At 70.9% G+C, this 26453-nt stretch carries 26 protein-coding genes, 1 tRNA gene and 1 pseudogene; 13 read left to right on the top strand and 15 right to left on the bottom strand.

Features of this window, described 5'->3' with window-relative positions; translation table 11 throughout:
- Positions 1 to 424 precede the first annotated feature (424 nt).
- A complete protein-coding gene (locus tag ACN28C_RS03100; RefSeq protein WP_422772100.1) occupies positions 425 to 1027 on the top strand; it encodes a DUF3105 domain-containing protein in 603 nt (200 codons plus the stop codon).
- A gap of 71 nt (positions 1028 to 1098) precedes the next feature.
- Here ACN28C_RS03100 and ACN28C_RS03105 read toward each other — a convergent pair whose 3' ends face one another.
- Together ACN28C_RS03105 and ACN28C_RS03110 are read right to left on the bottom strand one after the other, a co-directional pair.
- Positions 1099 to 2334 (bottom strand): APC family permease, encoded by a 1236-nt coding sequence (locus ACN28C_RS03105; protein ID WP_422774494.1) that lies wholly within the window; start codon positions 2332 to 2334, stop codon positions 1099 to 1101.
- 113 nt (positions 2335 to 2447) lie between these two features.
- Positions 2448 to 3212 (bottom strand): phosphatase PAP2 family protein, encoded by a 765-nt coding sequence (locus tag ACN28C_RS03110; protein ID WP_422772101.1) that lies wholly within the window; start codon positions 3210 to 3212, stop codon positions 2448 to 2450.
- A 211-nt stretch (positions 3213 to 3423) separates the two neighbouring features.
- On the opposite strand from ACN28C_RS03110, the gene ACN28C_RS03115 reads away from it, so the two are divergent.
- Positions 3424 to 4638: a DUF4032 domain-containing protein gene (locus ACN28C_RS03115; protein ID WP_422772102.1), complete on the top strand. Its 1215-nt coding sequence runs from the start codon at positions 3424 to 3426 to the stop codon at positions 4636 to 4638.
- 78 nt (positions 4639 to 4716) lie between these two features.
- Here ACN28C_RS03115 and ACN28C_RS03120 read toward each other — a convergent pair whose 3' ends face one another.
- The gene (locus ACN28C_RS03120) at positions 4717 to 6648 is read right to left on the bottom strand and encodes an NAD-binding protein (protein ID WP_422772103.1); all 1932 of its coding nucleotides are present in this window, start codon (positions 6646 to 6648) and stop codon (positions 4717 to 4719) included.
- Between the two features lie 117 nt (positions 6649 to 6765).
- On the opposite strand from ACN28C_RS03120, the gene ACN28C_RS03125 reads away from it, so the two are divergent.
- From ACN28C_RS03125 to ACN28C_RS03135, 3 genes and pseudogenes are all read left to right on the top strand, one after another.
- Positions 6766 to 7266 (top strand): MSMEG_6728 family protein, encoded by a 501-nt coding sequence (locus tag ACN28C_RS03125; protein WP_422772104.1) that lies wholly within the window; start codon positions 6766 to 6768, stop codon positions 7264 to 7266.
- A complete protein-coding gene (locus tag ACN28C_RS03130; RefSeq protein ID WP_422772105.1) occupies positions 7266 to 8744 on the top strand; it encodes an FAD-dependent oxidoreductase in 1479 nt (492 codons plus the stop codon). Before ACN28C_RS03125 ends, ACN28C_RS03130 begins: the two co-directional genes overlap by 1 nt.
- A 111-nt stretch (positions 8745 to 8855) precedes the next feature.
- Positions 8856 to 10037, top strand: a pseudogene (locus ACN28C_RS03135) (cation:proton antiporter); the annotation flags it as partial.
- A 255-nt stretch (positions 10038 to 10292) separates the two neighbouring features.
- On the opposite strand, the gene ACN28C_RS03140 reads toward ACN28C_RS03135, so the two are convergent.
- Together ACN28C_RS03140 and lhgO are read right to left on the bottom strand one after the other, a co-directional pair.
- The gene (locus tag ACN28C_RS03140; protein ID WP_422772106.1) at positions 10293 to 10529 is read right to left on the bottom strand and encodes a hypothetical protein; all 237 of its coding nucleotides are present in this window, start codon (positions 10527 to 10529) and stop codon (positions 10293 to 10295) included.
- A 57-nt stretch (positions 10530 to 10586) separates the two neighbouring features.
- The gene (lhgO, locus tag ACN28C_RS03145; RefSeq protein ID WP_422772107.1) at positions 10587 to 11777 is read right to left on the bottom strand and encodes an L-2-hydroxyglutarate oxidase; all 1191 of its coding nucleotides are present in this window, start codon (positions 11775 to 11777) and stop codon (positions 10587 to 10589) included.
- Between the two features lie 320 nt (positions 11778 to 12097).
- On the opposite strand from lhgO, the gene ACN28C_RS03150 reads away from it, so the two are divergent.
- Together ACN28C_RS03150 and ACN28C_RS03155 are read left to right on the top strand one after the other, a co-directional pair.
- Positions 12098 to 12406: a hypothetical protein gene (locus tag ACN28C_RS03150; protein ID WP_422772108.1), complete on the top strand. Its 309-nt coding sequence runs from the start codon at positions 12098 to 12100 to the stop codon at positions 12404 to 12406.
- 40 nt (positions 12407 to 12446) lie between these two features.
- Complete coding sequence (locus tag ACN28C_RS03155) at positions 12447 to 13076, top strand: hypothetical protein (protein WP_422772109.1); 630 nt, start codon at positions 12447 to 12449, stop codon at positions 13074 to 13076.
- Positions 13077 to 13149: 73 nt separating this feature from the next.
- Here the strand turns inward: ACN28C_RS03155 and ACN28C_RS03160 are convergent, their stop codons facing one another.
- Positions 13150 to 14055, bottom strand: a complete 906-nt coding sequence (locus tag ACN28C_RS03160; protein WP_422772110.1) for an AraC family transcriptional regulator — start codon at positions 14053 to 14055, stop codon at positions 13150 to 13152.
- A gap of 159 nt (positions 14056 to 14214) precedes the next feature.
- On the opposite strand from ACN28C_RS03160, the gene ACN28C_RS03165 reads away from it, so the two are divergent.
- Both ACN28C_RS03165 and ACN28C_RS03170 read left to right on the top strand, forming a co-directional pair.
- Entirely contained in the window at positions 14215 to 14988 is a 774-nt protein-coding gene (locus ACN28C_RS03165) for an SDR family NAD(P)-dependent oxidoreductase (protein WP_422772111.1), read from the top strand.
- Positions 14989 to 16691: 1703 nt separating this feature from the next.
- Entirely contained in the window at positions 16692 to 17225 is a 534-nt protein-coding gene (locus tag ACN28C_RS03170) for a hypothetical protein (RefSeq protein ID WP_422772112.1), read from the top strand.
- Here ACN28C_RS03170 and ACN28C_RS03175 read toward each other — a convergent pair.
- From ACN28C_RS03175 to ACN28C_RS03185, 3 genes are all read right to left on the bottom strand, one after another.
- Positions 17222 to 18535 carry an ISL3 family transposase gene (locus tag ACN28C_RS03175; RefSeq protein WP_422772113.1) on the bottom strand — a complete coding sequence of 438 codons (1314 nt, stop codon included), beginning with the start codon at positions 18533 to 18535 and terminating at the stop codon, positions 17222 to 17224. The genes ACN28C_RS03170 and ACN28C_RS03175 overlap by 4 nt on opposite strands.
- Positions 18536 to 18892: 357 nt before the next feature.
- Positions 18893 to 19171 (bottom strand): hypothetical protein, encoded by a 279-nt coding sequence (locus ACN28C_RS03180; RefSeq protein ID WP_422772114.1) that lies wholly within the window; start codon positions 19169 to 19171, stop codon positions 18893 to 18895.
- A gap of 76 nt (positions 19172 to 19247) precedes the next feature.
- Entirely contained in the window at positions 19248 to 19709 is a 462-nt protein-coding gene (locus ACN28C_RS03185; protein ID WP_422772115.1) for a hypothetical protein, read from the bottom strand.
- Positions 19710 to 19893: 184 nt separating this feature from the next.
- Between ACN28C_RS03185 and ACN28C_RS03190 the strand changes: the two genes are divergently transcribed.
- Positions 19894 to 20100 (top strand): hypothetical protein, encoded by a 207-nt coding sequence (locus tag ACN28C_RS03190; RefSeq protein WP_422772116.1) that lies wholly within the window; start codon positions 19894 to 19896, stop codon positions 20098 to 20100.
- Between the two features lie 105 nt (positions 20101 to 20205).
- Here the strand turns inward: ACN28C_RS03190 and ACN28C_RS03195 are convergent, their stop codons facing one another.
- The 4 genes from ACN28C_RS03195 to ACN28C_RS03210 form a co-directional block, all read right to left on the bottom strand.
- A complete protein-coding gene (locus ACN28C_RS03195) occupies positions 20206 to 20475 on the bottom strand; it encodes a hypothetical protein (RefSeq protein WP_422772117.1) in 270 nt (89 codons plus the stop codon).
- 5 nt (positions 20476 to 20480) lie between these two features.
- Complete coding sequence (locus ACN28C_RS03200; protein WP_422772118.1) at positions 20481 to 20636, bottom strand: hypothetical protein; 156 nt, start codon at positions 20634 to 20636, stop codon at positions 20481 to 20483.
- Positions 20633 to 21019: a hypothetical protein gene (locus ACN28C_RS03205; protein WP_422772119.1), complete on the bottom strand. Its 387-nt coding sequence runs from the start codon at positions 21017 to 21019 to the stop codon at positions 20633 to 20635. The genes ACN28C_RS03200 and ACN28C_RS03205 overlap by 4 nt, the downstream gene beginning before the upstream one ends.
- A gap of 96 nt (positions 21020 to 21115) precedes the next feature.
- Positions 21116 to 21331, bottom strand: coding sequence for a hypothetical protein (locus tag ACN28C_RS03210; protein WP_422772120.1), 216 nt, complete (start codon positions 21329 to 21331; stop codon positions 21116 to 21118).
- Positions 21332 to 21461: 130 nt separating this feature from the next.
- On the opposite strand from ACN28C_RS03210, the gene ACN28C_RS03215 reads away from it, so the two are divergent.
- A complete protein-coding gene (locus ACN28C_RS03215; protein WP_422772121.1) occupies positions 21462 to 22244 on the top strand; it encodes a GntR family transcriptional regulator in 783 nt (260 codons plus the stop codon).
- Positions 22241 to 22792: a GCN5 family acetyltransferase gene (locus ACN28C_RS03220; protein ID WP_422772122.1), complete on the top strand. Its 552-nt coding sequence runs from the start codon at positions 22241 to 22243 to the stop codon at positions 22790 to 22792. Before ACN28C_RS03215 ends, ACN28C_RS03220 begins: the two co-directional genes overlap by 4 nt.
- Positions 22793 to 23230: 438 nt before the next feature.
- Here ACN28C_RS03220 and ACN28C_RS03225 read toward each other — a convergent pair.
- Positions 23231 to 23304 (bottom strand) — tRNA-Thr (locus ACN28C_RS03225).
- A gap of 318 nt (positions 23305 to 23622) precedes the next feature.
- On the opposite strand from ACN28C_RS03225, the gene ACN28C_RS03230 reads away from it, so the two are divergent.
- Entirely contained in the window at positions 23623 to 24714 is a 1092-nt protein-coding gene (locus tag ACN28C_RS03230; protein ID WP_422772123.1) for an ABC transporter ATP-binding protein, read from the top strand.
- 87 nt (positions 24715 to 24801) lie between these two features.
- Here ACN28C_RS03230 and ACN28C_RS03235 read toward each other — a convergent pair whose 3' ends face one another.
- Complete coding sequence (locus ACN28C_RS03235; RefSeq protein ID WP_422772124.1) at positions 24802 to 26409, bottom strand: right-handed parallel beta-helix repeat-containing protein; 1608 nt, start codon at positions 26407 to 26409, stop codon at positions 24802 to 24804.
- Between the last annotated feature and the right edge of the window lie 44 nt (positions 26410 to 26453).

The raw sequence follows: 26453 nt of genomic DNA on the forward strand, positions 1-26453 counted from the left end.
GAGGCGGCACAGGTAGGCGTACACCCGCTCCGGGCCCCGCATACTCTCCGGCGAGCCTGTCGCAACGGCGCCGGCCCGATAGGATCGGCACTCACCACTCTCAGCCGAAGGCGTAGACGAAGACATGGGCACCCCGGAACCGCCACAGTCCCAGCAACCCAGCTCGCCGCCGGAATCGCTGCCCCCGCATCCCGGACACGCGCCGCCGCCCGTACCCCCACAACCCGGTCCGCCGCACACCGGATACCCGGCGCCACCGGCACTCGCACAGCCGCTCCACGACCACCCCCAACCCGGGTACCGCCAACCCCCTCCTCAGCCACCCGTCCCGACCCCCGGCTACGGCCAGCCCGGTTATCCCTACCAGCCCGGTTATCCCTACCAGGGCGGCCAGCCCGGGTACCCGTACCAGGGTGGACAGCCGGTGCCGCCTCCGAGGTCGGGGCCCCGGGTCGGGCTGATCGTCGGGATCGTCGCCGGTGCCGTGGCGCTGCTGCTGCTCCTCGTCTGCGGCGCGGGCGCGTTCATCTGGTACCTGCAGCGGGACGCCGACGGCGGTGGAGGTGACCTCGCCGGGGTGGTCAACTACCGGGAGACGAACCCCGACGCGCTCTCCCAGGAGCACCGGCCCGACGGCTCCACCATCAGCTATCCGATGATTCCGCCGGCCGGTGGTCCGCACTACCCGGAGTGGCAGAACTGCAACGGCGACGTCTACGACGCACCGGTCGTGGACGGCAACGCGGTGCACAGCCTCGAACACGGCGCGGTGTGGATCACCTATCGGCCCGGGCTGCCGGCGTCACAGGTGGAGGCGCTCGCCGAGCGGGTACGCGGGCAGTCGTACGTCTTCATGAGCCCGTACCCGCGACAGCCGTCGCCTATCTCGCTCCAGGCCTGGGGCTACCAGCTCGCTGTCGACGACGCCGACGACGACGCGATCGACGAGTTCATCCGGCAGTACCGGGAGACCGCCTCGATCGAGCCCGGCGCCACCTGCGGCGGCGGCACCACCCGCACCCGCTGACCCCGCCCCCACGACGGCTCCCGATGGTCGGGTAGCGTCCGGCCTGCCAGGGCATGCCAGGCGCTACCCGATCATGGCCGTATCCGGCGACGGTGGACGGCGTGCCGGATGGCGTGGCCGAGGGCGCCGGCGGCGAGCACCGCGAAGCCGGCCAGCACGCTGCCGAGCGGGAGGGTGACCGCGAGCAGCAGGCAGCCGGCGAGCCCGGTCCAGGCCATTGCCCGGACCGGCAGCCGGCGCTCCGGATCGGGGCCGAGAGTCAGCGCGGCGGCGTTGGTGATCGCGTAGTAGACCAGCACCGTGCAGCTGGAGAAGCCGATCGCTGACCGGATGTCGCCGAGCGCCACCACCACGATCACGATCACGGCGACCGCCAGCTCGGCCCGGTGCGGCACCCGGAATCGCGGATGCACGGCGGCCAGCCCGCCAGGCAGGTCGCGACGCCGGGCCATCGCCAGGGTGCTCCGGCCGACCCCGGCGACCAGGGCCAGGAGTACGCCGAGCACCGCCACCGTCGCCCCGGCCCGGACCAGCCAGGCCAGCCCGGAGAACCCACCGGCCTCCACCACCTCGGCGAGCGGGGCGGTCGAGCCGGCCAGCCGGGCCGGGCCGAGCACCGAGAGTGCCACCACGGCCAGGCCCAGGTAGGTCAGCAGCACCAGGCCGAGCGCGACCGGCACCGCCCGGGGAATGGTGCGGGCGGGGTCCCGCACCTCCTCGCCGAGGGTGGCGATCCGGGCGTACCCGGCGAAGGCGAAGAAGAGCAGGCCGGCGGCGGTGAGTAGACCGACCCCGGCCGGCCCGTCGAGAGCGGCGGCGGGCTGGGCCGAGGTGGCTACAGGGTCGCCGAGACGGGCCGCGCGGAACTCGCCGCCGAAGAGCCCGACCAGCACCACCAGCAGCAGCACGGTCAGCGTCACCGCGACCAGCCACTGGGTGACCTGGGCCGTCTTCTGCACCCCGCGCAGGTTCACCGCCGTCACCGCCAGCACGGCGGCGACGGCGACGGGCCGGGCGTACCCGGGCCACAGGTAGGCCCCGATGGTCAGCGCCATTGCGGCGCAGCTCGCGGTCTTGCCGACCACGAAGCCCCAGCCGGCGACGAAGCCGGCGAACGGGCCGAGCCGTTCCCGGCCGTAGACGTAGGTGCCGCCGGACTCCGGATAGCGGGCGGCGAGCCGGGCCGAACTGGTGGCGTTGCAGTAGGCGACCAGGCCGGCGACGGCGAGCGCGCCGAGCAGGGCCGGCCCGCCACCGGCGGCGGCGGTCGCCGGAGCGAAGACCACGAAGACGCCGGCCCCGAGCATCGACCCGAGGCCGATCACCACCGCATCGGGTACGCCGAGCCGGCGCTCCAGGGTCGTCACCTTGCCGAACCTAGTGGCCGTCGGTGAACACGTCACCTCGGTTGAAGACTCACCTACAGGTCGTCGGTGAAGACTCCGCGCCGGTGCACCCCGCCGGGCAGGTCGGGCAGCGGCAGGTCGTCCCACGGCACCCGGCCGAGCAGCCGGCCGAGGAGGAGTCCGAGGAGCAGCCCGGCGACCGAGTCGGTGATCCAGTGCCACCCGAGGTAGGTGGTGGTGCAGAAGACGATGGCCGGGGGTGCCACCCGGATCGCGACGTAGAGGCTCCGGGGGGCGGCCGGGCGGTCGAGGGTACGCAGCAGCGCGGCGACCAGCAGCGCGACCGCCCCATACCAGATGATGGTGTTCGCCACGTGCCCGGAGGGGTACGACAGGTCCCACTCGTCGGGTGGCAGCGTGGCGAAGATCTGCACCGACTCCTCCGGCGGCAGCTTCGAGCTGGGCGCGGCACGATCGGTCCAGAGCTTCGCCGGTCCGACCGTGAACGAGGTGAGCACGAACGCGCCGACGCCGACGAGCAGCGGCCGGATCGAACGGGTACGCACGGCGACCGCCACGCCCAGCCCGAACGTCAGCGGCATCAGCACCCAGCCGCCCTGGCCCAGGAAGTTGAGCACCACCGCCACCTGGCGTGCCGGCTCCGGGCGGTGTGCGTTCACCCATTCCCGGACCGTCAGGTCGACGTCGAGGAGCTGGCCGGCGGCGAGCGCGGCGGTCAGTGCGACCAGAGCGGCGAGCAGTACGCCGTCGAACCACCAGCCGGCCGGGCGGACGGGGCGCAGGCGCAGCGGTCGCCGTACCGTCGTGGTCTCCCGCATTCCGACCACGCTACCGGGCGGACGGGCCCGAGCTGGCGCGGGACGGGGCCGACGCCTACGCGGGACGGGGCCGACGCCTGCGCGGAAGCGGGCCGAAGCTGGCGCGGGAGGACGAGCCGGACCGGACCGGCGCCGCGCGAGGTGCCCGGGGCCTGACGGCCGGCGATGTGTGCCCGCCCACGTGGAGCGGCACAGGGCGGCCCGGACCGGCATGCTTGTTTCCGTGCGGATCACCTCGGCCCTCGTCGACCCGGCGCTGCTCGACCTTCCCTGGTCGACACCGCTGGAGCAGTGGCCCGCCGACCAGTTGGTGGCGCTACCCCAGGGCATCTCACGGCATATCGTGCGGTTCGTCCGCCTCGCCGGTACCGTCTACGCGGTCAAGGAGACCGGCGAACGGGTCGCCGAGCGGGAATACGACCTGCTCCGCGCCCTGGAGCGGATCGACTTCCCGTCCGTGGAGGCGGTCGCGATCGTCGCCGACCGGCAGGACGAGGAGGGTGCGCCGCTCGACCCGGTCCTGATCACCCGACACCTCCAGTTCTCCCTCCCCTACCGGGCGCTCTTCTCACACACGCTGCGTCCCGAGACGCTGAACCGGCTGCTCGACGCGCTCGCCGCGCTGATCGTCCGGATGCACCTGACCGGCTTCTTCTGGGGCGACTGCTCGCTCTCCAACACCCTGTTCCGGCGGGATGCCGGTGCGTTCGCCGCCTATCTCGTCGACGCCGAGACCGGTGCGCTGCATCCGCGGCTCTCCAACGGGCAGCGGGAGGAGGACCTGGAGATCGCCCGGGTCAACATCTTCGGCGAGGCGCTGGACCTGGAGGCCGCCGGGCTGCTGCACCCGTCGATCGACCCGGAGGTGGTCTGTGAGGAGGTGGTCCTGCGCTACCAGCGACTCTGGCACGAGATCACCTACGAGCAGCGGATCGAGCGGGAGGCCCGGCACGACATCGAGCGCCGGATCCGCCGCCTCAACGAGCTCGGCTTCGACGTCGCCGAGGTGGCGATGTCGGTGGTGGACGGCGGGCGCTACCTGGTCCGGCCCAAGGTGGTCGACGCCGGCTACCACAGCCGCCGGCTGCTCCGGCTGACCGGGCTGGACACCGAGGAGAACCAGGCCCGGCGACTCCTCAACGACCTGGACACCTACCGGGCGGAGAGCGACCTCACCGACGAACAGCAGGCCGCGCACCGCTGGCTGACCGAGGTCTTCGAGCCGGTGGTCCGGGCGGTGCCGGTGCACCTGCGCGGCAAACTCGAACCGGCCGAGCTCTTTGTGCAGGTCATCGAGCACCGCTGGCGGCTGTCCGAGCGGGCCGGCCGGGACGTCGGGCTGGCTCCGGCCGTGCAGTCGTTCCTCGCCGACGAGCTGGTCCACCGCCCGGACGAGCAGGCGATCCTCGGCGTCGAGGTCGGCTGATCCACCCATCGGGGATCACCCGGCCGGCCACGGTTGCGCCCGCTCCACCGGGGAAGCCGGTCTACTGGGACAGCCGGTCTACTGGGGAGGATCGCCGCGGCGCGGTGCGCGGCCGGGTTGGCTCCGCCCGCCGGGCCGGTCCCGTCGACCCGACCGGTCGGACTGCCGGGGCACGGCGCGTCGGGCGGGTCGACCGGCCGTGGCACCGGGTCGGTCCGCCGGCCCGGCGGACGGCACCGGAGACGCGGACGGGGGCGACGTACTCGCCTCCCGGAGCAGCCGGTTCAGGCCGGCCCGCCGCACCACCACGGTCAGCACGTCGCCGGGGCGGAGCCGGTGCTCCGGCGGTGGCGACCACTCGGTACGCCGCTGGCCGGCACCGGTCAGCGCGACCACCCGCACCCACTCGGCCTGGCTGACCACCCGGAGTTCCTGGCCGGCCAGCGCCGAGCCGGGCGCGACCGGCACCTCGGCGACCAGCAGCGCGTGCCGGGCAACCGGGATTGTCGCGATCACCGCCCGGTTGAGCAGCGCCGCCGCGAAGGAGGGCGCGGCAAGGTACGAGACGCTCCGGGAGACCCCGATCCGGAAGGTCTTCTGGATCCGCTGCGCGAAGTCACCGTCGAAGAGCCGCAGCACGACCCGCAGGTCGGCGCGGAGCGCCCTGGCGTTCAGCGCCGCCTGGAGGTTGCTGACGTCGTCGGTGGAGACCACCACCAGGGCCTGGCTGGTGCCGACCGAGGCGGTGTCCAGGATCTCCTCCCGGGCGGCGTCCCCGACGATCAGCGGGATGTTCAGCCGGCGGGCCACCGCCGCGCCCCGGGCCTCCGGGTCCTTGTCGATGGCGACCACCTCGACGCCGAGGTCGTTGAGCTGCCACATAACCCGGGTACCGACGTTGCCGAGGCCGACCACCACGACGTGCCCGCTGCGGTCGCGTGGCAGCAGGCCGGCGTCGAGCGCCAACCGGGCCTGGACGATGCCGTCCACCACCGCGGCGGTGATCAGCGGGATCAGCGCCAGCCCGGCGAGGTTCAGCACCACCTGGAGGATCTGCGCCGCCGCCCCCTTGCTGGTGTCCGGGTCGGCGCCGACGATCGTGGTCACCATCGTCAGGTAGATCGCGTTTCCGATGTTGGTGTCCTCGGCGAAGGAGAGCAGGAAGCCGAGCACCGCCACCACGACCAGCACGGAGATGGTGGCCATCCCGATCTTGCGGGTGGCGAACGAGCGCACCGCCCGAAGCAGGACCGCGTTGCGGCGGCGCCGCCCCCGGCGGGCGCGCAGCAGCCGCCGCCGGGTGGCGGCGTGCTCGGTGTCGACCTGGCCAATCGCCTCGGCGAGCACCAGGTCGGCGTCGGCCGGATCGGCGGGCAGCACCAGCGGGTGGTGCGGATCCCGGGTGTCGGCGAGCCCGCAGACCACCTGCTCCGGCCGGACCTCGGACCGGGGTGTGACGAAGAGGGTCCGGCCGCCGTGCCGGAAGTACGTCGGCGCGACCTCGCCGAGCGCCGCCGCGACGAAGGCGGGTGCGGCCATCGAGGCGTCGGAGAGGACAGCACTGTTCGGGAAGAGCTGACGGATCCCGTTGCCGAGGCTCATGTTGAACATCCGCAGCACCACCCGGATGTCCGGCTCGACCTCCTGGGCGCAGAGCGCCGCGTGGATGTTGCCGACGTCGTCCTGGTGCAGCATGGCCAGACCGCTCGCCCCGGCCAGCCCGGCGGCCCGGAAGGTCTCCTCGTCCAGCCGGTCCGACTCGATCGTCCGGATGCCCCGGACGGTGCGGATGTCCGGCCCGTCCGGCCGGCGCCGGTGCGGCACGATCACCGTGACCCGTACGCCGCTGCCCTGCGGATCGTTGCCGAGCAGCTCGGTGACGAGTTGTACGGCGAGCGCGTCCTGCCCGCAGACCACGTAGTGCGCGCGATGGTCGCCGTTGGTCCGCAGGCCGTCCCGGAGCCGGGTCTCGAACGCGCGCCGGGCTCGGATACGCCAGAGATCCGCCATGCCCGGATGGTAGTCACTCCGATCATTACGCGGGTACCGTCCCATCCACGGATCGGGGCAGTAAAATCACGCTCCGTGTTCACGTGTGGAAACCTCGGTCCCGGGTAGTGCCGGCGGATGCAGACCTTCCTGCCCTATCCGGACTTCGGGTCGACCGCCCGGAGCCTCGACCCGCTACGGCTGGGCAAACAGCGGGTGGAGGCGCTCCAGGTGCTACGCGGCCTGATCCGCCCCGGCTACGGCTGGCGCCACCACCCGGCGGTGAAGATGTGGGCGGGTTACGAGGAGGCGCTGGTCCGCTACGGGCTGGATATCTGCGACGAGTGGCGTTCGACCGGCCGGGCCGACACCTGCGCCGGCACCCTGGTCGCCGACCTCGGGACCGGCTGCGGCCTGACCGAGGTGCGCCGGCAGGAGGAGCTGACCGCCGCCGGTGAGCTGCCGCCCTGGCTCGGTCGGGAGGATCTGCACCTCAGCCACCGCTCCGCGCTGCTGCGCAAGGATCCGGCGCACTACGGGCCGATCTTCGGCGACGTGCCGGAGGTGCCGTACGTCTGGCCGTCCTCCGACCGGCCGCCGCGCTGCCGCCCGCCCTCTCCGCCGGCCGGACAGTCCTGATGGGGCGGTCGGGACGGTCTCGGGGGCGGGCGCGCGACGGCACCGACGCGATCGTGGTGGGTGGCGGCGTCGCCGGCATGTCGGCCGCGGTCGTGCTCGCCGAGCGCGGCGTGCAGGTCACGGTGCTGGAGGCGCGCTCCCGGCTCGGCGGCCGGCTCGACACCCGGCCCGAGACGCTGTCCGACGGCACGGTGCAGCCGGTCGACCACGGCTTCCACGCCTTCTTCCGGCAGTACTACACGTTCCGGTCGATCCTGCGCCGGGTCGATCCGACGCTCGCCCTGCTCCGGCCGGTGCCCGGCTACCCGGTGCTGCACCGGGACTGGCCGGCGGAGGAGTTCGGCCGGCTGCCGGCGAGACCGCCGTGGAACCTGCTGGCGCTGCTGGCCCGCAGCCCCAGCCTGCGGTTGCGGGACCTGCGCCGGATGGACCGGCGGGCAGCGCTGCCACTGCTGGCATACCACCCGCGCCGCACGTACGCCGAACTCGACGCCACCAGCGCGGCGGACCTGCTCGACTCGCTGCAGCTGCCGGACCGGGCCCGGGCAATGCTCTTCGAGGTCTTCTCGCACTCGTTCTTCAACCACGAGGCCGAGATGTCCGCAGCCGAGATGATCGCCAACTTCCACTTCTATTTTCTCGGCAACCCGGAGGGGCTGGGCTTCGACGCCCCGGGCCGGGACTACGAGTCGGCGATCTGGCAGCCGCTCGCCGGGCACCTGCGGCGGCACGGCGGCCGGATCCGCCTCGACGCGCCGGTGACGGCGGTACGGCCCGGAAGCGGCGGCGGCTGGCGCCTGGAGACCGGCGGCGGCGAGCAGCACCGGACCGGTGACGTCGTGCTGGCCGTGGACCCGCCGGCGCTCTCCGCGCTGCTGGCCGGCTCGCCGGAGCTGGCCGCCGCCGCACCGGTACTCGCCAGGCAGGTCGCCCGGTCCGGCACCGGCCCGCCGTACGCGGTCGCCCGGTACTGGCTGGCTGGGGAGGTGGCTCGGGACCGGCCGGTGTTCAGCGGCGTCTCCCGGCAGCCCACCCTGGACTCGGTGACGCTCTACCACCGGCTGGAGGCGGCGGCGCGCCGCTGGGCGGCCGGGTCGGGCGGATCGGTGCTGGAGCTGCACGCGTACGCCTGCCCGGAGGGCGTGCCCGCGCCGGAGCTGGCCCGGCGGATGCGGGCCGAGCTGGCCGGACTCTGGCCGGAGGTGGCGGACATGCCGGTACGCGACCTGCGCTGCCGGGTCGAGCGGCAGGCGCCGGCGTTCCGGCCGGGGTCCGCCACCGACCGGCCCGGGGTGCTCACCGACGCCGGCCGGCTCTACCTGGCCGGGGACGGGATCCGGACCGACCTGCCGAGCGCGTTGCTGGAGCGGGCCGCGCTGACCGGGACACTCGCCGCGAACCACATCCTGCGGCGCGCGGGCGCCGCCACCGAACCGATCCGGACCATCCGCCGCTCCGGCCTGCTGAGCCGGACGTGAACCGCCGCCCCGTCCAGGTGCCGGACCGGAGAGCCGGTAGGTTGTTGCGTTGATCTGCCGGGAGGTCTGCCGGCGAGCTGACCGCCATGCCGGACGACGGGACGGTTCCAGATGTCACTGCTGCTGATCTTCGCCGTTGTGTTGCTGCTGGCCGTACTCCTCTCCGCGCTGGCCCACCGCACGGTCCTCTCCACGGCGGTGCTCTTCCTCGTCGCCGGCTTCCTCGTCGGTGACGGTGTGCTCGGCCTCGTGCACGTCACCTCGGGTTCGCCGGAGGTGGCGGCCCTGGCCGAGCTGGCACTCTTCGCCGTGCTCTTCACCGACGGCATGCGGGTCGGCTGGTCCGACCTGCGCTCGGCGTGGCGGCTGCCCGGTCGTGCCCTGGGCTGGGGCCTGCCGCTCACCCTGCTGGTCACCGCCCTGCTCGCGCACTACGTCGCCGGGCTCGGCTGGCCGGAGTCCCTGCTGGTCGGCGCGATTCTCGCCCCTACCGACCCGGTCTTCGCCGCCGCACTGGTCGGAAACGAGCGGGTCCCCGCCCGGCTGCGGCACCTGCTCAACGTCGAGTCCGGCGTCAACGACGGTCTCGCCCTGCCGTTCGTGGTGGTGCTGCTCGCCGTCGCCGCGCACGAGGACGACCTGCACCTGCCGATGCTCGGCACGGAACTGCTGCTCGGCATCGTCATCGGCATCGCGGTGCCGTGGATCGCGATCCGGCTGGAACAGACCCGCTGGTTCGCCGTCTCCCCGCAGTACCTGCCGCTCAACGCCGTCGCCATCGGTCTGCTCGTGCTCGCCCTGGGCAAGGCCACCCACGCCAACCTCTTCCTCGCCGCGTTCGCCGCCGGCATCACGGTGGCAACCGTCGGGCGCCAGCAGCGCGAGGCGTTCGAGCACTTCGGCGAGTTGGTGGCGGAGATCCTCAAACTCGCCGCGCTGCTGGTCTTCGGGGCATTGCTCTCCCCCGCATTCTTCGGCGGCATCCCCTGGACCGGCTGGCTCTTCGCGGTCCTGGCCCTGGTCGTCGCCCGCCCGGTCGCGCTCTGGATCTCGTTCCTCGGCGCAAGACTCGACCTGCGCGAGCAGCTCGCCGCGATGTGGTTCGGACCGAAGGGTTTCGCCTCGGTCGTCTACGGCCTCCTCCTGCTGGCCTCCAGCATCCCCGTGGCCGAACAGGCCTTCGCGTTGGTCGCCCTCACCATCGTGTTGAGCATCGTCCTGCACTCCTCGACCGACGTGATCGTCGCGCGCGGTTTCAACCCGCAGCTGCTGCCGGCCTGGCAGCTCCGCCTGGAAACGCGTGGCCGCCGGCTCTTCCACCGCGGCCGACCCCACCCGTCGGAGGACGAGCCGGGGTCCGCTCCGGACGAACCCCCTGGACCGGTGGACGAGCTTTCTGGACCGGTGGACGAACCCCCTGGACCGGTGCACAAGCTTTCTGGAGCGGTGGACGAACCCCCTGGGCCGGCGGGTCCGTCCGCTCGACCGGCGGACGGACCCGCTCGACCGGCCGACTGATCCCTCCGGGGCCCCTTCGAGTGGCTGTCCTCAGTTCTCGCCACCGGTGGCCGCCCAGCCGGCGGCGGCGAGGCAGAGCAGCAGCACGATCCCGCCGCGGCTGGTGGCGATCCGGGTCACGGCCCAGGCCGTCCTGCGCATCCCCGGCAGGCTCGCCTTGACCTTCCGATAGTCCGCCCAGGCGCGCCGGGCCACCGCGAACGCGATGCCGGCGAAGACGCCCAGCACCACTCCCGCGAGCAGCAGGGCGGCAGCAGGGTGGTCCACCCGTCCAGTGTCACCGGCGACGGCCGACGATCGCCATTACCCGAAGTGGTGACGACGTCAGGACGGTGCGGGCAACCGGTCGACGATGTGCCGGGCGATCTCGAACGAGCTGGTCGCCGCCGGGGAGGGCGCGTTGAGCACGTGCACCTGCCGGTCCGCCTCGACGATCAGGAAGTCGTCCACCAGGGCACCGTCCGGGCGGACGGCCTGGGCGCGTACGCCGGCACCGGTGCGGACGATGTCGGCCTCGGTCAGCTCCGGCACCAGCCGGGCCAGGCTGGCCGCGAACCGTCTCCGGGACAGCGACCGGGTCACCTCGGTCAGCCCGTACCGGACGTGCCGGCGGGCCAGCGCCCACAGGCCGGAATAGCCGACCTGCTCCCACACGTCGCGCGGGTCGAACCGGCGCCACGAGTAGCCCTCGCGGGCGGTGGCCAGCACCGCGTTCGGCCCGGCGTGCACGGTGCCGTCGATCATGCGGGTCAGGTGCACGCCGAGGAACGGGAACCTCGGGTCGGGCACGGGGTAGATCAGCCCGCGCACGAGTTTCCGGCGCTCGGGGAGCAGCTCGTAGTACTCGCCCCGGAACGGCACGATCCGGGCCGGCGGGTCGAGGCCGGCCAGCCGGGCGATCCGGTCCGCGTACAGCCCGGCGCAGTTGACCAGTACGTCGCCGGTCGCCTCGCCCCCGTCCGTGCTCACCACCACGCCACCGGGCCGGGCGTGGATGCCGGTGACCCGCGCGTTCAGCCGCAGGTCGGCACCGTCGGTGGCGAGGAGTTCGGCGAGGCGCCGGCAGACGGCGCCGAAGTCGACGATCCCGGTCGAGGAGACCCGGAGCGCCGCCACGGCGGCGACGTGCGGCTCGTACTCGGCGGCTTCGATCGCATCGAGCAGACTGACGGCGAGCCCGTTGGCGACCGCCCGCTCGTACAGCGCGTGCAGCCGGGGCAACTCGGCCGCCTCGGCCGCGACGATCAGCTTCCCGCAGACCCGGTAGGGCAGCTCCTGCTCGGCGCAGAACCGCACCATCGAGGCACTGCCGGCCCTGCAGAGCGTCGCCTTGAGACTGCCGGGCGGGTAGTAGACCCCGGCGTGGATCACTCCGGAGTTGTGGCCGGTCTGGTGTGCCGCCCAACCGGTCTCCTTCTCCAGCACGATGACCGTGTCCTGCGGGCGGTCGGCCCGGAGCCGGTGCGCCACCGCGAGCCCGAGGATGCCGCCGCCCACGATCACGTACCTGGCCATCCGCACCTCCCGACGTGACGTCGAAGCCGATGGTATGCGCCACCCCACGCACCGGTACGCCTCGACGTCAACGGCGGTCGGCCGCGTGTCCCGGCGGGACACTGTCCGGTTGCCGACTGGTTTCTCCCCAAGATGACGCATCACGGCAAATATCAATACTGGGCATTATTGTCCACTTGAGAATGTTATTCGCGACAGCGAGGTCCGGCGAAATGGTCACCCAGTACAGACGGCGCTCCGCCGCCGCCTACAAGAGAGCAGTCCGCCCCCGGAGCGCGGCGGAGTCGGTGGCGGAATCGGGTATCCCGGCGAGCTGACGTGTGGACGAACTGGCAGGTTTCCTCCCGCCCGGCGGCTTCAGCGCCGTCGGGGTCGGCGGTCTGCTCGTCATGATCGTCGCGTATCTGCTCAACGCCAACCGGGCCGATCGCAGGGAGTACCAGGAGGCGATCGACCGCGCCGAGAAGCGCGCGGACGACGCCGCACGCCGGACCGACGCGGCCGAGCAGCGGGCCGAAGGGCTGCAACAGGCCGTCGACGAGGCACGCCGGGCACGCCGGGCCGCCGAGGACTCCCTCGCCCTGCTCGAACGCGAGCTGTACCGCTACCGCTCGGACGGTCCGCCATGACCCGCACGGGCCGCCCTGCGCTGGAAGGACGGTAGGACGCGTGACCGAGGAGACGGAGACCTTCCGCCGCCGGATGGACCGGCGCCACCGGCGCCGGCTCGTCATCGTCACGGCGGCGACCGCGCTGATCGCGGCAACCGGCGGCTGGGCCTGGGCGCGCCTCGACCGGCAGGCCGCCGTCGAGCAGCGCCGGGCCGCGACCGCCGTCTCCGGTGCCGAGCAGCTCTGCCAGCAGGTACGCCAGCTCGGCGGTGAATGCGTCGTCGATCCCGCCAACCTGCGCCCCGCGCAGGGCCCGGCGGGACCTGCGGGACCGCCGGGGCCGCCCGGACTGCCCGGCCGGGACGGCCGGGACGGTGATCCCGGCCCACCGGGCGCGCCCGGCCCTCCCGGAGCGCCCGGGCCGGCGGGCGCGCCGGGACCGCCCGGCCCGGACGGCGACCCGGGTGCGGCCGGGCCGGATGGCCCGACCGGGGCGGAAGGTCCGCCCGGTCCCGAGGGGCCCGCCGGCCCGACCGGCGAGCCGGGACCGCCTGGTGCTTCCGGCCCACCCGGTCCGAGCTGCCCCGCCGGTACGAGCCTGCTCACCGTCACCGTGGTCACGCCCGAGGGGCCGCAGCAGATCGCCGCCTGTGTCCTCGGCCCGACGCCACAGACCCGCACCCGGTAACAGTTGCCCGTAGCCGGTAACAGGGCCGGCGTGCGATGCAGCGCCATGCCCACTGCCGGCGTGCGATGCAGCCCTACGGCACGAGCGGCACCGGGCTGGGCGTGGTGTCACGGAGCCGGGTGGCGTCCTGACTCGGTGGCACGCCGAACTGGCGGCGGTATTCGCGGCTGAACTGTGACGGGCTGTCGTATCCCACCCGGCGGCCGACACCGGTGACGTCGTCGGGGTTGGTCGCCAGCAACAGCCGGGCCTGCTGGAGCCGGATCTGCTTCTGGAACTGGATCGGGCTCATCGCGGTCACCGACTGGAAGTTGCGGTAGAAGGCGGAGGCGCTCATGCCGGACATCTGCGCCACGTCCTCGACCCGGAAGGACTCCCGGTAGTTGTCACGGATCCACCGGACCGCGCGGGAAACGTGCGCCACACTGCTGCTGGCCAGGCCGAGCTGGCGGACGGCGGCACCCTGCTCGCCGGTGATGAGCCGCCACAGGATCTCCCGCTTGATCAGCGGCGCGAGCACCGGGATGTCGCGCGGCCGCTCGAGCAGGCGCAGCATCCGTACCGCGGCGTCGACCAGCTCGACCGGGGCGTCGCTGACCGCCATCGCGGATGGGGCACCGGCGGCGTCCCGGGGAAGACTGCCGGGCGGCGCCTCGAGCAGCAGTTCGGCGATTGCGGACGGCTCCAGCACGAGGCCGAATCCGAGCGCCGGCCGCTCCGGACTGGCCTCGGTGTAGTGGCCGGTGACCGGCAGGTCGACCGAGGCGATCAGGTACTGGCCGGCACGGTACTCGTAGACCCGGTCGCCGAGCGCGAGCGTCTTCGCACCCTGTGCGATGAGGGCCAGCACCGTGCCGGACATCGAGGTCGAGGACTCCTGTGCCCGCTCGGCCCGGCCGACCAGCACACCGTCGATGGCGGTGGCCCAGTCGGGCCGGGCGTGGCGAGCCAGCAGCACCCGCAGGTCGTCAAGTGACACGAGCCGATTGAAGCATTCGAGGGAAGTTCCGGCAACGAGAGGATCAGGCAAGAGGCGAAGAGCATCCTTCTACTGACATACCTGCTCGGAGTGGTCAGATGGATGTAGCCAGATCCCACGGAGCAACAAGCGGCTCCACTAATGAACAGGTGATGGATCATGCGGATCGCGATCGTCGTCGGCGCCAGCTCCGGCATCGGGCAGAGCACGGCGGTGCAGCTCGCCAAGCGGGGCACGGGCGTCATCCTGACCTACCGCGGCAACCCGGCCGGCGCCGAGGAGACCGTCGCCGCCGTCGAGAAGGAGGGCGGCACCGCCGTCGCACTCCCGCTCGACGTCGGCCGCACGGAAACCTTCCCGGCCCTCCGGGAGCAGGTCGTCGCCGCGCTCCGGGACACCTGGCAACGGGACACGTTCGACTATCTGGTCAACAACGCCGGGTTCGGCGGGATGGCGATGTTCGAGGAGACCAGCGAGGAGCTCTTCGACAGGTTCATGCGGGTCCTGCTGAAGGGGCCGTACTTCCTGACCCAGACCCTGCTGCCGCTGATCGCCGACGGCGGCGCCGTCGTCAACGTCAGCAGCAACTCGGCGCTGCCCACCGGTGAGGTGGCCACCGGATACTCCGCGTACGCCACCATGAAGGGCGGGCTGAACGTGCTGACCCGTTACCTGGCCAAGGAGCTCGCCATCCGTGGCATCCGGGTCAACGCCGTCTCGCCCGGCCCGACCCGCACCCGGCTCTCCGACGCCTCCGGGGTGGTCGGCTTCGAGGCGTACCCCGAGGTGATCCCGGCGCTCGCCGCCAGGACCGCCCTCGGCCGCATCGGCGAACCCGACGACGTCGGCATGGTGATCGCCACGCTCCTCGGCGAGGAGAGCCGCTGGATCACCGCGCAGAACATCGAGGTCTCCGGCGGGCACGACCTCTGATCCTCGTCCGACGTCGTCCCCGGCCCGGCAGTGACCGCCGCCGTCCGCGTCGGCGGCGGTCCCATGCGGTCGGGGCGGCGCCGTCGGGTATGTCCGACGGAGTAGGCGCTTGGTGGAGACGGTAGGCGCTTGGTGGAATGGAGTCTGGTGGAGTTGGAGCCCCCGGCCGGGCTCGAACCGGCGACATCGACCTTGAGGCGGGCGCGTCGGGCGGCGGCGTCGTCCTTCCAGGCTTCGATGACAGCGCGGGTGCGCGTGCACCGGGCCGCCGGGGTCGAGCCGGAGGGCTCCCTTGCTCGAACTCGAGGCCGAGTTCATCGACTATCCGACTGACCGTGCGACCACTTCGACCGATCCGACGGGCGATCTCGTTCCCGGAGAGGCCCTGGGCGTAACGTGCCCGGACCTGGCCGCAGGCGGCTTGGCCGACGGGCGGCGTTCGGGGCGGTTGCTCATAGGTTACCTCGTGAGGCGGCTCACCTCGGCCGGGTAGTGATGGGCGTCGAGACGTTTGGAGATACCGACTGGTTGCGGAGAGTGGCCACGATGACCGAATGCACCACAGCCGCCACACGATCCGTACGGCCCGCACCAGCCGTCACAGCCCTACTCGGCGCCGCCCTCCTCGCCGTCCCCCACCGGTCGTCTACGTTCCAGCAGCAGACCCCCAAGGGGTTCATGGGGCGTGTAAACGATCGTGGCAGCGAGGAGGGTGCCACCGTGCATCTCTCCCTGACCCAGGGTGCGTTCGCCACGGACCAGGTGACAGCACCGGTCTCGGTGGTTGCTGCGGTCGATAGGGAACAGACCGGCGAACAGCTCGTGGCGGGGTGGACAAAACGGCGTCCACAGTTCGGGGCCGCGGTTGAGTCGCTCAAGGCCTCTGCCGAATAGGGTGGGTGCGTGTGCGAGGCCGTCCACCGCCAATCGGCCGCGCGTCCACCACCACCGATCGCCCGTACGCCGTCCCCGGCTGTCCCGGCCCTTGGAGACGACGACAGCCCCGGGACCATGACGGCTCGACCGGGCTGCGGGCAGACTCCACCACTAGCGGGGCAAGTAAGCCGTCCGGCCGACGTGGTGGACGTAAGGCCGTCGCGGTCGCGCCAGCGGCGGGCCATGGCGGGGGCGACGTCGGGGTCGAGGTGGCGGCGAGCTCGGCGACGGCGCCGTAGTCCTCCCCTTGATGCGGATCACGAACCGTCCCCTAGTTCCAGCCCGGCGGCATGGGCACTGCGACCCAGTCCGGCTGCCCCTGCCAACGCACCCAGACCTCCCGCAGGGCATCCTCGTTCATAGCCCTGACGTTACGAAGCGGTATCGAAGCGCCCGGCCGGATTGGCACAGACTCCCGCTCGGCTCGCACAACACTCGGCGCCCGTTCTGCGTCGATCTCAACCTCGTTGGCTACTTCTGTTCCTATATTGACCATGGCCCAGCCGTCATTACGGCCAGGCCGAATCTCCCAGCCGACGGCGGGCGGAGGCGGAGGGAGAGATGCCTCAGCGACAGCGGCCTGGCGTTCGGCAGCGAGAATCGCGCGACGGGTGAGGCGTGCCTGGTAAAAGGCGACGGTTACGGCGAGCAACGCGACAGAGACACCAGCCCAAGCGGCCACGACGGCGGCATCCATACCGGCACGTTACTGAGGGATTCGCCAACGGCACAGGTCTGGGTAGCGGGGCCGTGTCATCGTCGGCGGGGTGGAGAAGGCCCCGAAGAAGTCGACCGGGCGCGACGTGCTGGAGCATGTCGTCGCAGCCGCCGCCGGACTGGCGCCCGTCATCGGAGGCCCGGCGGCGTCGGCGTTGACGGTTGCTATGAGCTGGACGTACCAGCAGCGCCTAGCTCAGTGGTTCGATGATGTCGCGGAAATGTTGACCGACCTGGAGAGCCGGCCGGGAGGCCGCTCATTCGAGGACCTGGCCTCGGACGAGGGGTTTGCAGATGCCTTTTTCACAGCAACCCGGGCGGCCCAGGCGACGCATCGTGCCGAGAAGCTGGCGGCGCTCAGGAACGGCGTGCTGAACAGCCTGTCCCCGGACGCACCGGAGCTTGACGAGCAGTTGCGGTTCTTCCGGCTCGTGGATCAGTTCACGCCTGCACATCTTCGGCTGTTGCACCTGCTCGACGACCCGACGACTGTTGCCGAGTCGGGCGAGCCCGAACGGGTACTGATGGGGCCGGCTGGGACCCTGGGCGATCTGGTCGAGCGCATACCGGCTCAACGACGTTAGCGGGGGTCGAGGTGGCCTCGGGTTCGTCGGGTGGTGGCGCAGCGAGTGCGTAGTCGCTGGTTGACGGGATTGCGGAAGCCGTAGGCGTCGCGGGCGGCGGTCTTGATCACTCGGTTGGTGCCTTCGGAGCCGGCATTGGTGATTCCGGTGCGGATGAACGCGAGGATCTGTGGCCACCAAGTCTCGATCGTGGTGGCGAGGCGGTGAAGTTCGGGCAGGTCGGTGTTGGCGCAGCGGCGGTAGAAGCGGTCCAACAGCACGGCGACGCGTTCTCGGTCCGGGTCGGTACGGGCCAGCGCGAGCAGATCGAGCAGGTCCTCCTTGGCGTTCCACGCCGCCAGGATCGGCACGCCGATCCTGGCGGGCAGCGCGGCCAGTTCGTCTTGCAGGTCATCGACGTGCTCGGCGCGCATCCGGGCGGCGTTGCGGGTCAGCCGGTTACGTAGTTCCCACTCGCGGTTGCCTTTGCGTCCGCGTCGGCCCCGTTGCTGCACGGTGACCCGGCGGCGGACCTCGGTGACGGTGGCGTTGGCCAACTGCACGAGGTGGAAGTGATCAACGACGAGCTGGACGTGCGGCAGCACCCGCCGCACGGCGGACTTGAAGACCGTGCACATGTCGATCGCGACGTAGCGCACCCGGTCACGCCAGGCCGGAGGGCGGGCCAGGAGCCAGTCGGCCACGACCTGGGCGGTACGGCCCTCGATTTGACCGAGCAGCCCCTGCCCGTCCGACAGATCACAGAATCCGACGTGCCAGCGGTCGACGGTGCTCTCCCACGTGCCGGCGGCCTCATCGAACACGAACTTCGGTCGGCCCCGGCGAACCTCATCGATGCCCAATACCTCGACAGGTTGCGGCTGTTCGGGCAGCACCGCTGCCGCATGCGCGGCGAACGCGGCGCCGACCACCGGCCAGGACACGTCGTGATCCCGCGCTGACTGCACCACCGTGCGTCCACCATCGGCGACCGCCGCACCAGCCGCCGCCCGCAACCGTACGGTCAACCGCTTACGCGCCGGCACAACCTCCACCGCCTCGGTGAACGAGCCTCGCACGCAGGCTGGCTCATCACAACGCCAGCGCCGCTTGCGCCACCGCAGCGCCGGCCGCCGCCCACCGATCGGCAGGTCACGTGGCCGGGTCACCCGCCGGCCCTTCGACCTGCGCGCCGGTGTTCCGCACTCCGGACACCGCCGTGCCCGCTCATCCGCGGTGACCAGGTCCACCACAAGACCCTCCGGCCCGTCCGTGACCCCGACGACGGCCAGCCCGGCAAGGCCCAGCAGCCGGGTCGTATCCTCAACCATGCCCGTGGCTTTTCTGTTGTGATCAACCTTGCTTCGACAACAAGATGATCAACCAGAGGCCACGGGCGTCCTCACACCAGGGTCCACCCTGGACAGGCCCCGGACATCAGCCGGCCCCCATCAACTTCGTTGAGCCCGCATACCGGAGTTCACAGACCGCGTCGAGTGGTATTCGCTGCTTGCGCTCGACCTGAAGACTGCCCTGCTCATACAGGATTATGATTTCAGCGCGAGGCTGACTGCAAAGGGCTTGTGGCGCTCGCTTACGACAGGACTCGGAGTACGGTTTCTGGACTTCATTCAAGATCCACCTGTGCAGGACGCGCCATAAGGCGCATCATCGCTACAACCGCACGGTTACTCAACCGATCCGGGACGGTGCTCGGCCTCGTACGTCGCGATGGCCAGCCCAACCTCCTCCAGCACTTCGGCTGGTGTGTCGCCACCACGCTCGGCGGCGAGGTCGGCGAGCAAGGAGCCGAGAACGATCAGGCCACTGATGGTCGTGCCGGCCGTACGTCCGTTTATGAGGGGCGCGATGCGGTCGCTGAGTGCCTCGCCATCGTTGCCGGCCTCGATGGCGAGGGTGACGAGGGCGACGGCATGTTGGATCGCGTCGGCGTTGGAAGCTGCCATCGCCTGATGCTACGACCAGCGGGCCACGCGACCTGCCCGGCCGACTGATCGCGCTGCGCTCATCGCCCGGCACGAATCAACGTACGGGGACTGCCACCCACTCGGGCTGACCATCCCATCGCAACCACAGTTCGTTGGGAACCCCACCTGAGGCGTTACCGGCCATCAGCAGGGATACAGATCCACCTGACTGGACTTTTCCATCTGGAATCTCCGCGCGGAAAATGTACGACTTATGCTTCTTATCGATCTCAACACCGGTGGCGGTCTCCGTTCCTCCGTTTCGGAGCACATACGAGTCTCTGCCAGTGCCTTTCGCTATGGACCATGCGATGCGTGGTGGGGGTGGCGGGAGGGCTTGCTCAGCGGCATCGGCTTGACGTTCAGCGGCATCGGCAGCGCGGGTGGCCGCCGTAGCAGCCTTTCGCGAGTAGTAGAGCGCCCAGATTGAGACGAACAGGGCCGCAAGAGCGACGACGGACGCGCCGACAGTCGCCCAGGTGTCGAGAGTGACCAGCATGATGTCGACCGTATCCATCGGCTGCTACCGAACTCACGCTACGCGGCCTGCCCAACCCTGCCCCTGCCCCGGTGCCTGACACCGATGACACCGCCGGTGACACCGAGGATGATCCGCCGTGGTGGGAGCCGATTGTGACCGGCCCGGACGGCCGCCGATCTCGCCGGGTACGCCAGATCGCCCACATCCTCCGCACCGGGTTTTGGCTGCCGCCGGCAGGTACGACATCGACCTAACCCTCGACGACCCGGAGCAGGCCGAGCCGTCGTTGGAGGAGTTCGTCGACCGGCTCGACCTGGGCGGGGTGCCGTACGCGGAGATCGTCCGCCGCGCCATGGCGGAGTACAAACTCAGCGAGGCGACGGCGAAGCGGCGGATCCGGGACTGCCGGGAGCGGCGCGCGACGTAGTGTCGGTCCGGGCCTGGACGGCTGTGGCCTCGGTCGCCTACGGAACCGGGGCCACAGTCGCGCGGCCGGGTTTACCAGCGGTTGCCGCCGCAGGCACCGCGCTGTTCACTCATCGGCCATCCGTCCCCGCAAAGTCTGCGCGACCTCCCGCAGTTCGGCCGGCGTCACCTCGCCCGGGTGGGTGGCGCGAGCCAGTATCTCTGCCGCCTGCCCCGGCACCGGGTCACCAATCTGAGCGAAGTAGCCGATTGCCCACGTGAGGTACCGGCACCGGCTGTCGTCGTCGCACTGCCAGCAGCGAGCGCCGTTGCGGTGCATGTGCAGGAACCGGCGGGCGGTCAGATCCTCAAGCGTTGTCGACCAGCCGTCGAACATGGACGTCACAGGCTGTCCTCCTGCTCAGGTTCCGAGAGCGGACCGTAGCGCCGATCGAGGGCGTCGATCAGTCGCTGCGCCAGTGACCCCGGTGGCAGGGTTCGCTTCAGCACGTGCGCACGCCGCAACATCCGGCGGATTCGGGCCGGGTCGTTGGTCACTGCTGGTCCATCGCGTCGATGATGGCGCCGACCCGGCACATCAGGGTGATGCACGGGCCGTGGTCAGGCTGACCGCCGCAGCGCGGGGTGTGTCCCCAGATCCGCAGATAGCCGACATCGTCCCGGTACATGATCGGCGGGTGGGTGGTCGACACGACCACGACCGGGCGGCGATCGACATCAGGGGCGACGATCTCCAGCCAGTCCGTGGGTTCGAGGCGGAGCTCCAGTCCGGTGGGGATCCGCCGCACCGCCGCGGCTTCGAGTGCCCGTTGCTTGGCGCGGGCCGCTTCGGCGTCGTCGGCGGTGCGTGCCCGTTCACGGATCCGTTCGGCACGCTGCTCTTCGAGAGCGAGCTTCCACCTGCCAAGCGTGTTCATCATGGGGCCCTCCCTTCTGGGGGTGGGCGGCACCCGAAGGGGAATGGGTGCCGCCCGTGGACGCGAGCCGTTCCGGGGGGAAGGTCCGACCGCGTCCGACTATGGGCGGGAGGACTCCTCCCGCAGGTACCGCGTCACCGCCTCTGCCGCGACTTCGGCCTGTTCGAGCAGGGTTCGCAACGGCGAGTTGGCGATCTGAGCCCGCATAGCTCGGGCGTTGTCGGCCTGGTCGAGTCCAGCGACGTGGACACGTGCGACCTCCAGTGCGCGGTTGACGCGTTCCATCTCGCGCGCCATCTCACCCGCTCGGTTCATCACGCCTCCGTGATCATCGACCTGACACCGAGTAACGTTGGATTGGTACCAACCATTTCAGTGACCAGGCACACAGTCAAGCCCAACGGATAGATTGGTTGGTACCTCAACGCGGAGAGGGGTGGAGGGCGTGCCGCCGCTGTACCGAAAGATCGCCGCTGGCCTGCGGGAAGAAATCCTGTCCGGACGGCTCCGGGCCGGCGATCGGCTGCCGACCGAGACGCAGTTACAAGACCAGCACGGCGTCAGCCGGAACACGATCCGGCTCGCCACCGCGCTGCTCGTCAACGAAGGGCTCGTCGAGCACGTGCCCGGTCGGGCCGGCGGCATGGTCGTCCGCCAGCGAGTCACGCTCACCTTCCACGCCAGCCGCGCCGAGATGCCCGGACCGTACTCCGAATCCGACGCCTGGTTCTCCGAGGTACGGGAACAGGGCTACGAGCCGTCGCAGACGTTCGAGCTGCGGATCGAGGCCCTGCCGGCCGAACTCGCCCAGCGACTCGGAGTCGAGGCGGACTCACCGGCCGCGGTCCGCCGCTGCATCCGGTCGGTCAACGGCAACGCCTCCTCGGTACAGGACACCTACTACCCGATGGACCTGTGCCAGGAGGTACCCGAACTGCTGTCGCCGCACGACATTCCGCAGGGCACCACTCGTCACCTCGCCGAGCACGGTCACGTACAGGTCGCCTACGAGGATGAGGTGGTGGCCGCGATGCCCGGTCCGACCGAAGCGGCGATTCTCGAGTTACCCGCCGGCACGCCGGTGCTGACCTACATCCGGACCGGGTTCACCCCGGAGCGGGCGGTGCGGGTGTCCGTGACGACGTTCGCTGCCGACCGGAACCGGATCATGTATACGCTCGGCAACGCCGACGTGATCGCCAAGTTCAGGGCCAGCGAAGAGCCGTGATCATCACCCCGGCGACGCTCGCGGACGTCGACACGATCATGGCCTGGCGGCGGGAACGCGTGGCCTGGCTTCACGACCGCGGCGAGGACCAGTGGTCGATCCCGCTACCCCGGCCGGCGGTCGCCGCCACGGTGCAGGCGGGGCAGACGTGGATGGTATGGGAGGACGCGGATCCGCTGGCGACGATCACCCTGACCGCCTACGTGGACGTCGACAGCCTGTGGAAGCCGGACCGCGACCCGGAAGCGCTGTGGCATCCCGAGGACGACCCGGCCGATGCCCTCTACGCCGCCAAGATGATGATCCCGCTGCGGCACTCCGGCGCCGGGCTCGGTGGGGAAATGCTCGACTGGGCCGGCGGCCGGGCCTACGACGCGGGTCTGACCTGGCTGCGGCTGGACGCCTGGACGACGAACCCGCGCCTGCACGCCTACTACCTTGGCCAGAGATTCCGGCACGTACGCACCGTCGACTCCCGGGTCTCCGGGACGTGCTTCGAGCGGCCTGCTCAACCGTACGTCGGCCGACTCAAGACCGAGATCAGGTGACCGCCATGGGCCCGTTTGCCCCTAATATCTCGGCGGCGGTCACACGGATTTGATCATGTCACCGAGCCGGTCACAGAGGACGTACCTCGCCGCCGCCATCGACCCTCGCCAACGCGGTCGACTTGGTCCCAGTCGCGTATGCGGGGTGGGTGGTGAGGAGCCAGCCGGCGAAGAAGCGGCCGACTCGAGGTAGAACTCCCTGCTGCGCTTGCTGAGGCCGTCGGAGGCCATCGCGAGGTCCCAGGAGGCCAGCCAGGTCTGGTAGGGACCGGAGTCGGGACGCGGGATCCGTGGGTGGCGGCTCATGCCGATCACCTTGCCCCGGGCCGGGCTCGGCCCGGCATCCTTGGATGGGCGGTAAGCGAATGGTCTTCAACCATCGGTCGGTCTGCCTCTCGTGCAGGCTTACCGACATCTGCGCTGGCGGGAAGGTGTCGGAGCCCCCGGCCGGGCTCGAACCGGCGACATCTCGCTTACAAGGCGAGTGCTCTGGCCAACTGAGCTACAGGGGCAGGATGTCCGTGGTCAGCATAGCCACAGATGCCCTTCTCGCACGTCCGGCACTGATTCCGACAACCGACAGCGAGTGGCACTCCGCCGGTTGCGGCCGGACCGTGCCCAGATGCCCGAAATGTTCGTCGGGTATCTCCCAGGAATGCCGTCCCACCTTGGCATGTGAGAAAAACCCGTTTACCGTGGCGTGACGCGGATGACACCGACGCGGCCCAGGCTGCTCCGATGCCTTCCACGCCACCGGAGCGGGAACGCCCCGGTGTTCTTTCACTCGGATCGTCCGGCACGTTCCTGCCGGTGAAAGGAAGCGCCGCACCATGGCTACGGTCACGTACGCGAAGGCCACCCGGATCTACCCGGGCACCGAGCGCCCAGCGGTCGACCACCTCGATCTGGAGATCGGCGACGGGGAGTTCCTCGTCCTCGTCGGCCCCTCCGGTTGCGGGAAGTCGACCAGCCTCCGGATGCTCGCCGGGTTGGAGGACGTCGACGACGGCTCGATCTACATCGACACCCGGGACGTCACCCACCTGCCGCCGAAGGCCCGCGACATCGCGATGGTCTTCCAGAACTACGCGCTCTACCCGCACATGACGGTCTACGAGAACATGGCGTTCGCGCTCAAGCTCCGCAAGACCTCGAAGTCGGAGATCGACCGGCGGGTCAAGGAGGCGGCCGCGCTGCTCCAACTGGAGGAGTACCTCAGCCGCAAGCCCAAGGCGCTCTCCGGTGGTCAGCGCCAGCGTGTCGCGATGGGCCGGGCGATCGTCCGCGAGCCCCAGGTCTTCCTGATGGACGAGCCGCTCTCCAACCTGGACGCCAAACTCCGGGTGCAGACCCGTACCCAGATCGCGACCCTGCAGGCCAAGCTCGGCGTCACCACCGTCTACGTGACCCACGACCAGGTCGAGGCCATGACCATGGGGCACCGGGTGGCGGTCATGCTGGACGGCGTGCTCCAGCAGGTGGACACCCCGCGCGAGCTGTACGACACCCCGTCCAACGTCTTCGTCGCCGGTTTCATGGGCTCGCCGGCCATGAACATCAAGACCGTGCCGCTGACCGAGGGCGGAGCCTCCTTCGCCGAGATGACCGTGCCGCTGACCCGGGAGCAGGTGGCCGCGGCCCAGGCCGAGGGTGGCGACGGCAAGGTGACCGTCGGCTTCCGTCCGGAGGACTGCGACCTGGTCGCGCAGAGCGAGGGCGGCTTCGCCATGGTCGTCGAGCTCGTCGAGGACCTGGGCTCGGACGCGAACGTCTACGGTCACGCCACCATCGAGGGCACCTCGGAGCGGTTCGTGGTCCGGACCGACCGGCGGAACATGCCGGCCATGGGCGACACGGTCTACGTCAAGCCGCGCGGTGGCCGGCACCACGCCTTCCACGCCGTGACCGGCAACCGGATCTGATCCGGTCCGCGTCCTGACGACCCGCACCGGGGCGGTCGCTTCCACTGGAAGCGACCGCCCCGGTCGTCGTTTGCCCGGATCCGGCGGCTACAGGCCGATCCGGCCGGTACCGGCACCGCCGGTCACGATCGACTTCACGCTGTTGGCGCTGTCGAGCTGGTAGGAGTACGGGATCCCCGCGACGCTCCCGCCACCGCTCTGCGGGCTGCCGGAGCCGACGAAGACGTTGTTGCGCTGCACGATCGCGCCCGGGTCGGAGGAGGCGTACCCGACCAGGGTCGGGTCCTCGACGTTCTCGAAGTAGTTCCCCTCGACCAGCACCCCGGCGTTCATCGTCGACGCGACGCCGTACTCGTTGTCGTAGTAGTAGTTGTTGAACACATGCACCGGGTTGCCGAACCGGACCCGGGGGTGCCGGGTGCCGGAACCGTCGAACCAGTTGTGGTGGTAGGACACCCGCAGGTGTCCGACGTCCTGGCTGGCGTTGTCGTCGCTGTGGCCGAGCAGCATCGACTTGTCGTGGCCGTAGATCCGGTTCCAGGAGACGGTGACGAAGTCGGAGCCGCGCTTGATGTCGACGGCGCCGTCGTACCCGTCGGTGAAGCTGTTGTGGTCCACCCAGATGTTCGTGGCCGACTGCTCGACGTTGATGGCGTCGTCGTCCCAGCCCCGGAAGTTCAGGTTGCGGATGATGACGTTCCGGTCCCCGTTGATCGTGAAGCCGCAGCCGGAGATGGTGGCGTTGGCGCCGACCCCGACGATGGTCTTGTTGGAGCGGACCCGGAGCATGCCGGAGCAGGAGATGGTGCCGGAGACCCGGATCACCGCCGCGTTGCTGGAGCCGACCGCGCTGGTCAGCGCGGAGGCGCTGGTGACGGTCGTGGCGCCGGCGTTGCCGCCGCCGCTGGTGCCGCCGTTCTGGGTGGCCCAGCCGACCAGTCCGGTCTGCGGCGGCAGCGTCGGGCCGGTCGTCGGCGGCGGGGTCGTCGGCTGCCCCGTCGGCAGGTTGGTCGGCGGGTTGGTCGGTTGGCCGGTCGGCGGGGTCGAGCCGACCGTGTCCACGCTGACGTCGTCGAAGACCGCGCTCGCGTAGACGGTGACCAGGGCGATCCGGCCGGCGGCCTGCGCCGAGTTGCTGCCCGAGCCGACCTGGGTGCCGTTGACGAAGCCCTGGATCGAACTGCCGTCGACCACCAGCCGCAGGGTGTACCAGGTGCCGGTGGAGACCGAGAGCGACGCCGAGCCGATCACCGTGATCGCGCTGCCGTTGACCGCCTGGAGCTCGGCCCGGTTCGCGTTGGTCAGGGCCAGCCGGTACATCCGGGTCGCGCTGCCCACCCGGGCCGCGATGGCGACGAGCCGGTTGGAGCCGTTGAACGACAGGGGCTTGACCCGGGCCTGGACCTGGTAGTTCGTCCAGCCGGTGTCCCCGGCGAAGCCCCGGGCGAGTTCGCTACCGGCGTTGCCCTGCCGGTAGGCGCGCGACCCGTCGGTGACCACCGACCAGTCACCGCCGGACTTCGACCAGCCGTCGGCGTTGCCATCCTCGAAGTTGTCGGAGTAGAGGGTCGCCGCCTGGGCGGGGTTGCTGCTGGCGGCCCCGACGATCAGTGCAAGGGCCAGCAGCCCCGCGCCGGTCGCGGCCAGGAGACCGCGGCGGTGTCTCCGCCGGGTGTCGGTGTCGGTGGTGTTCACGGAACCTCCTCGGCTGTGCTTTCACCCTGCTCGGGCAGGACGGT

The sequence above is a fragment of the Plantactinospora sp. WMMC1484 genome, assembly GCF_049315195.1.
GTDB lineage: Bacteria > Actinomycetota > Actinomycetes > Mycobacteriales > Micromonosporaceae > Plantactinospora.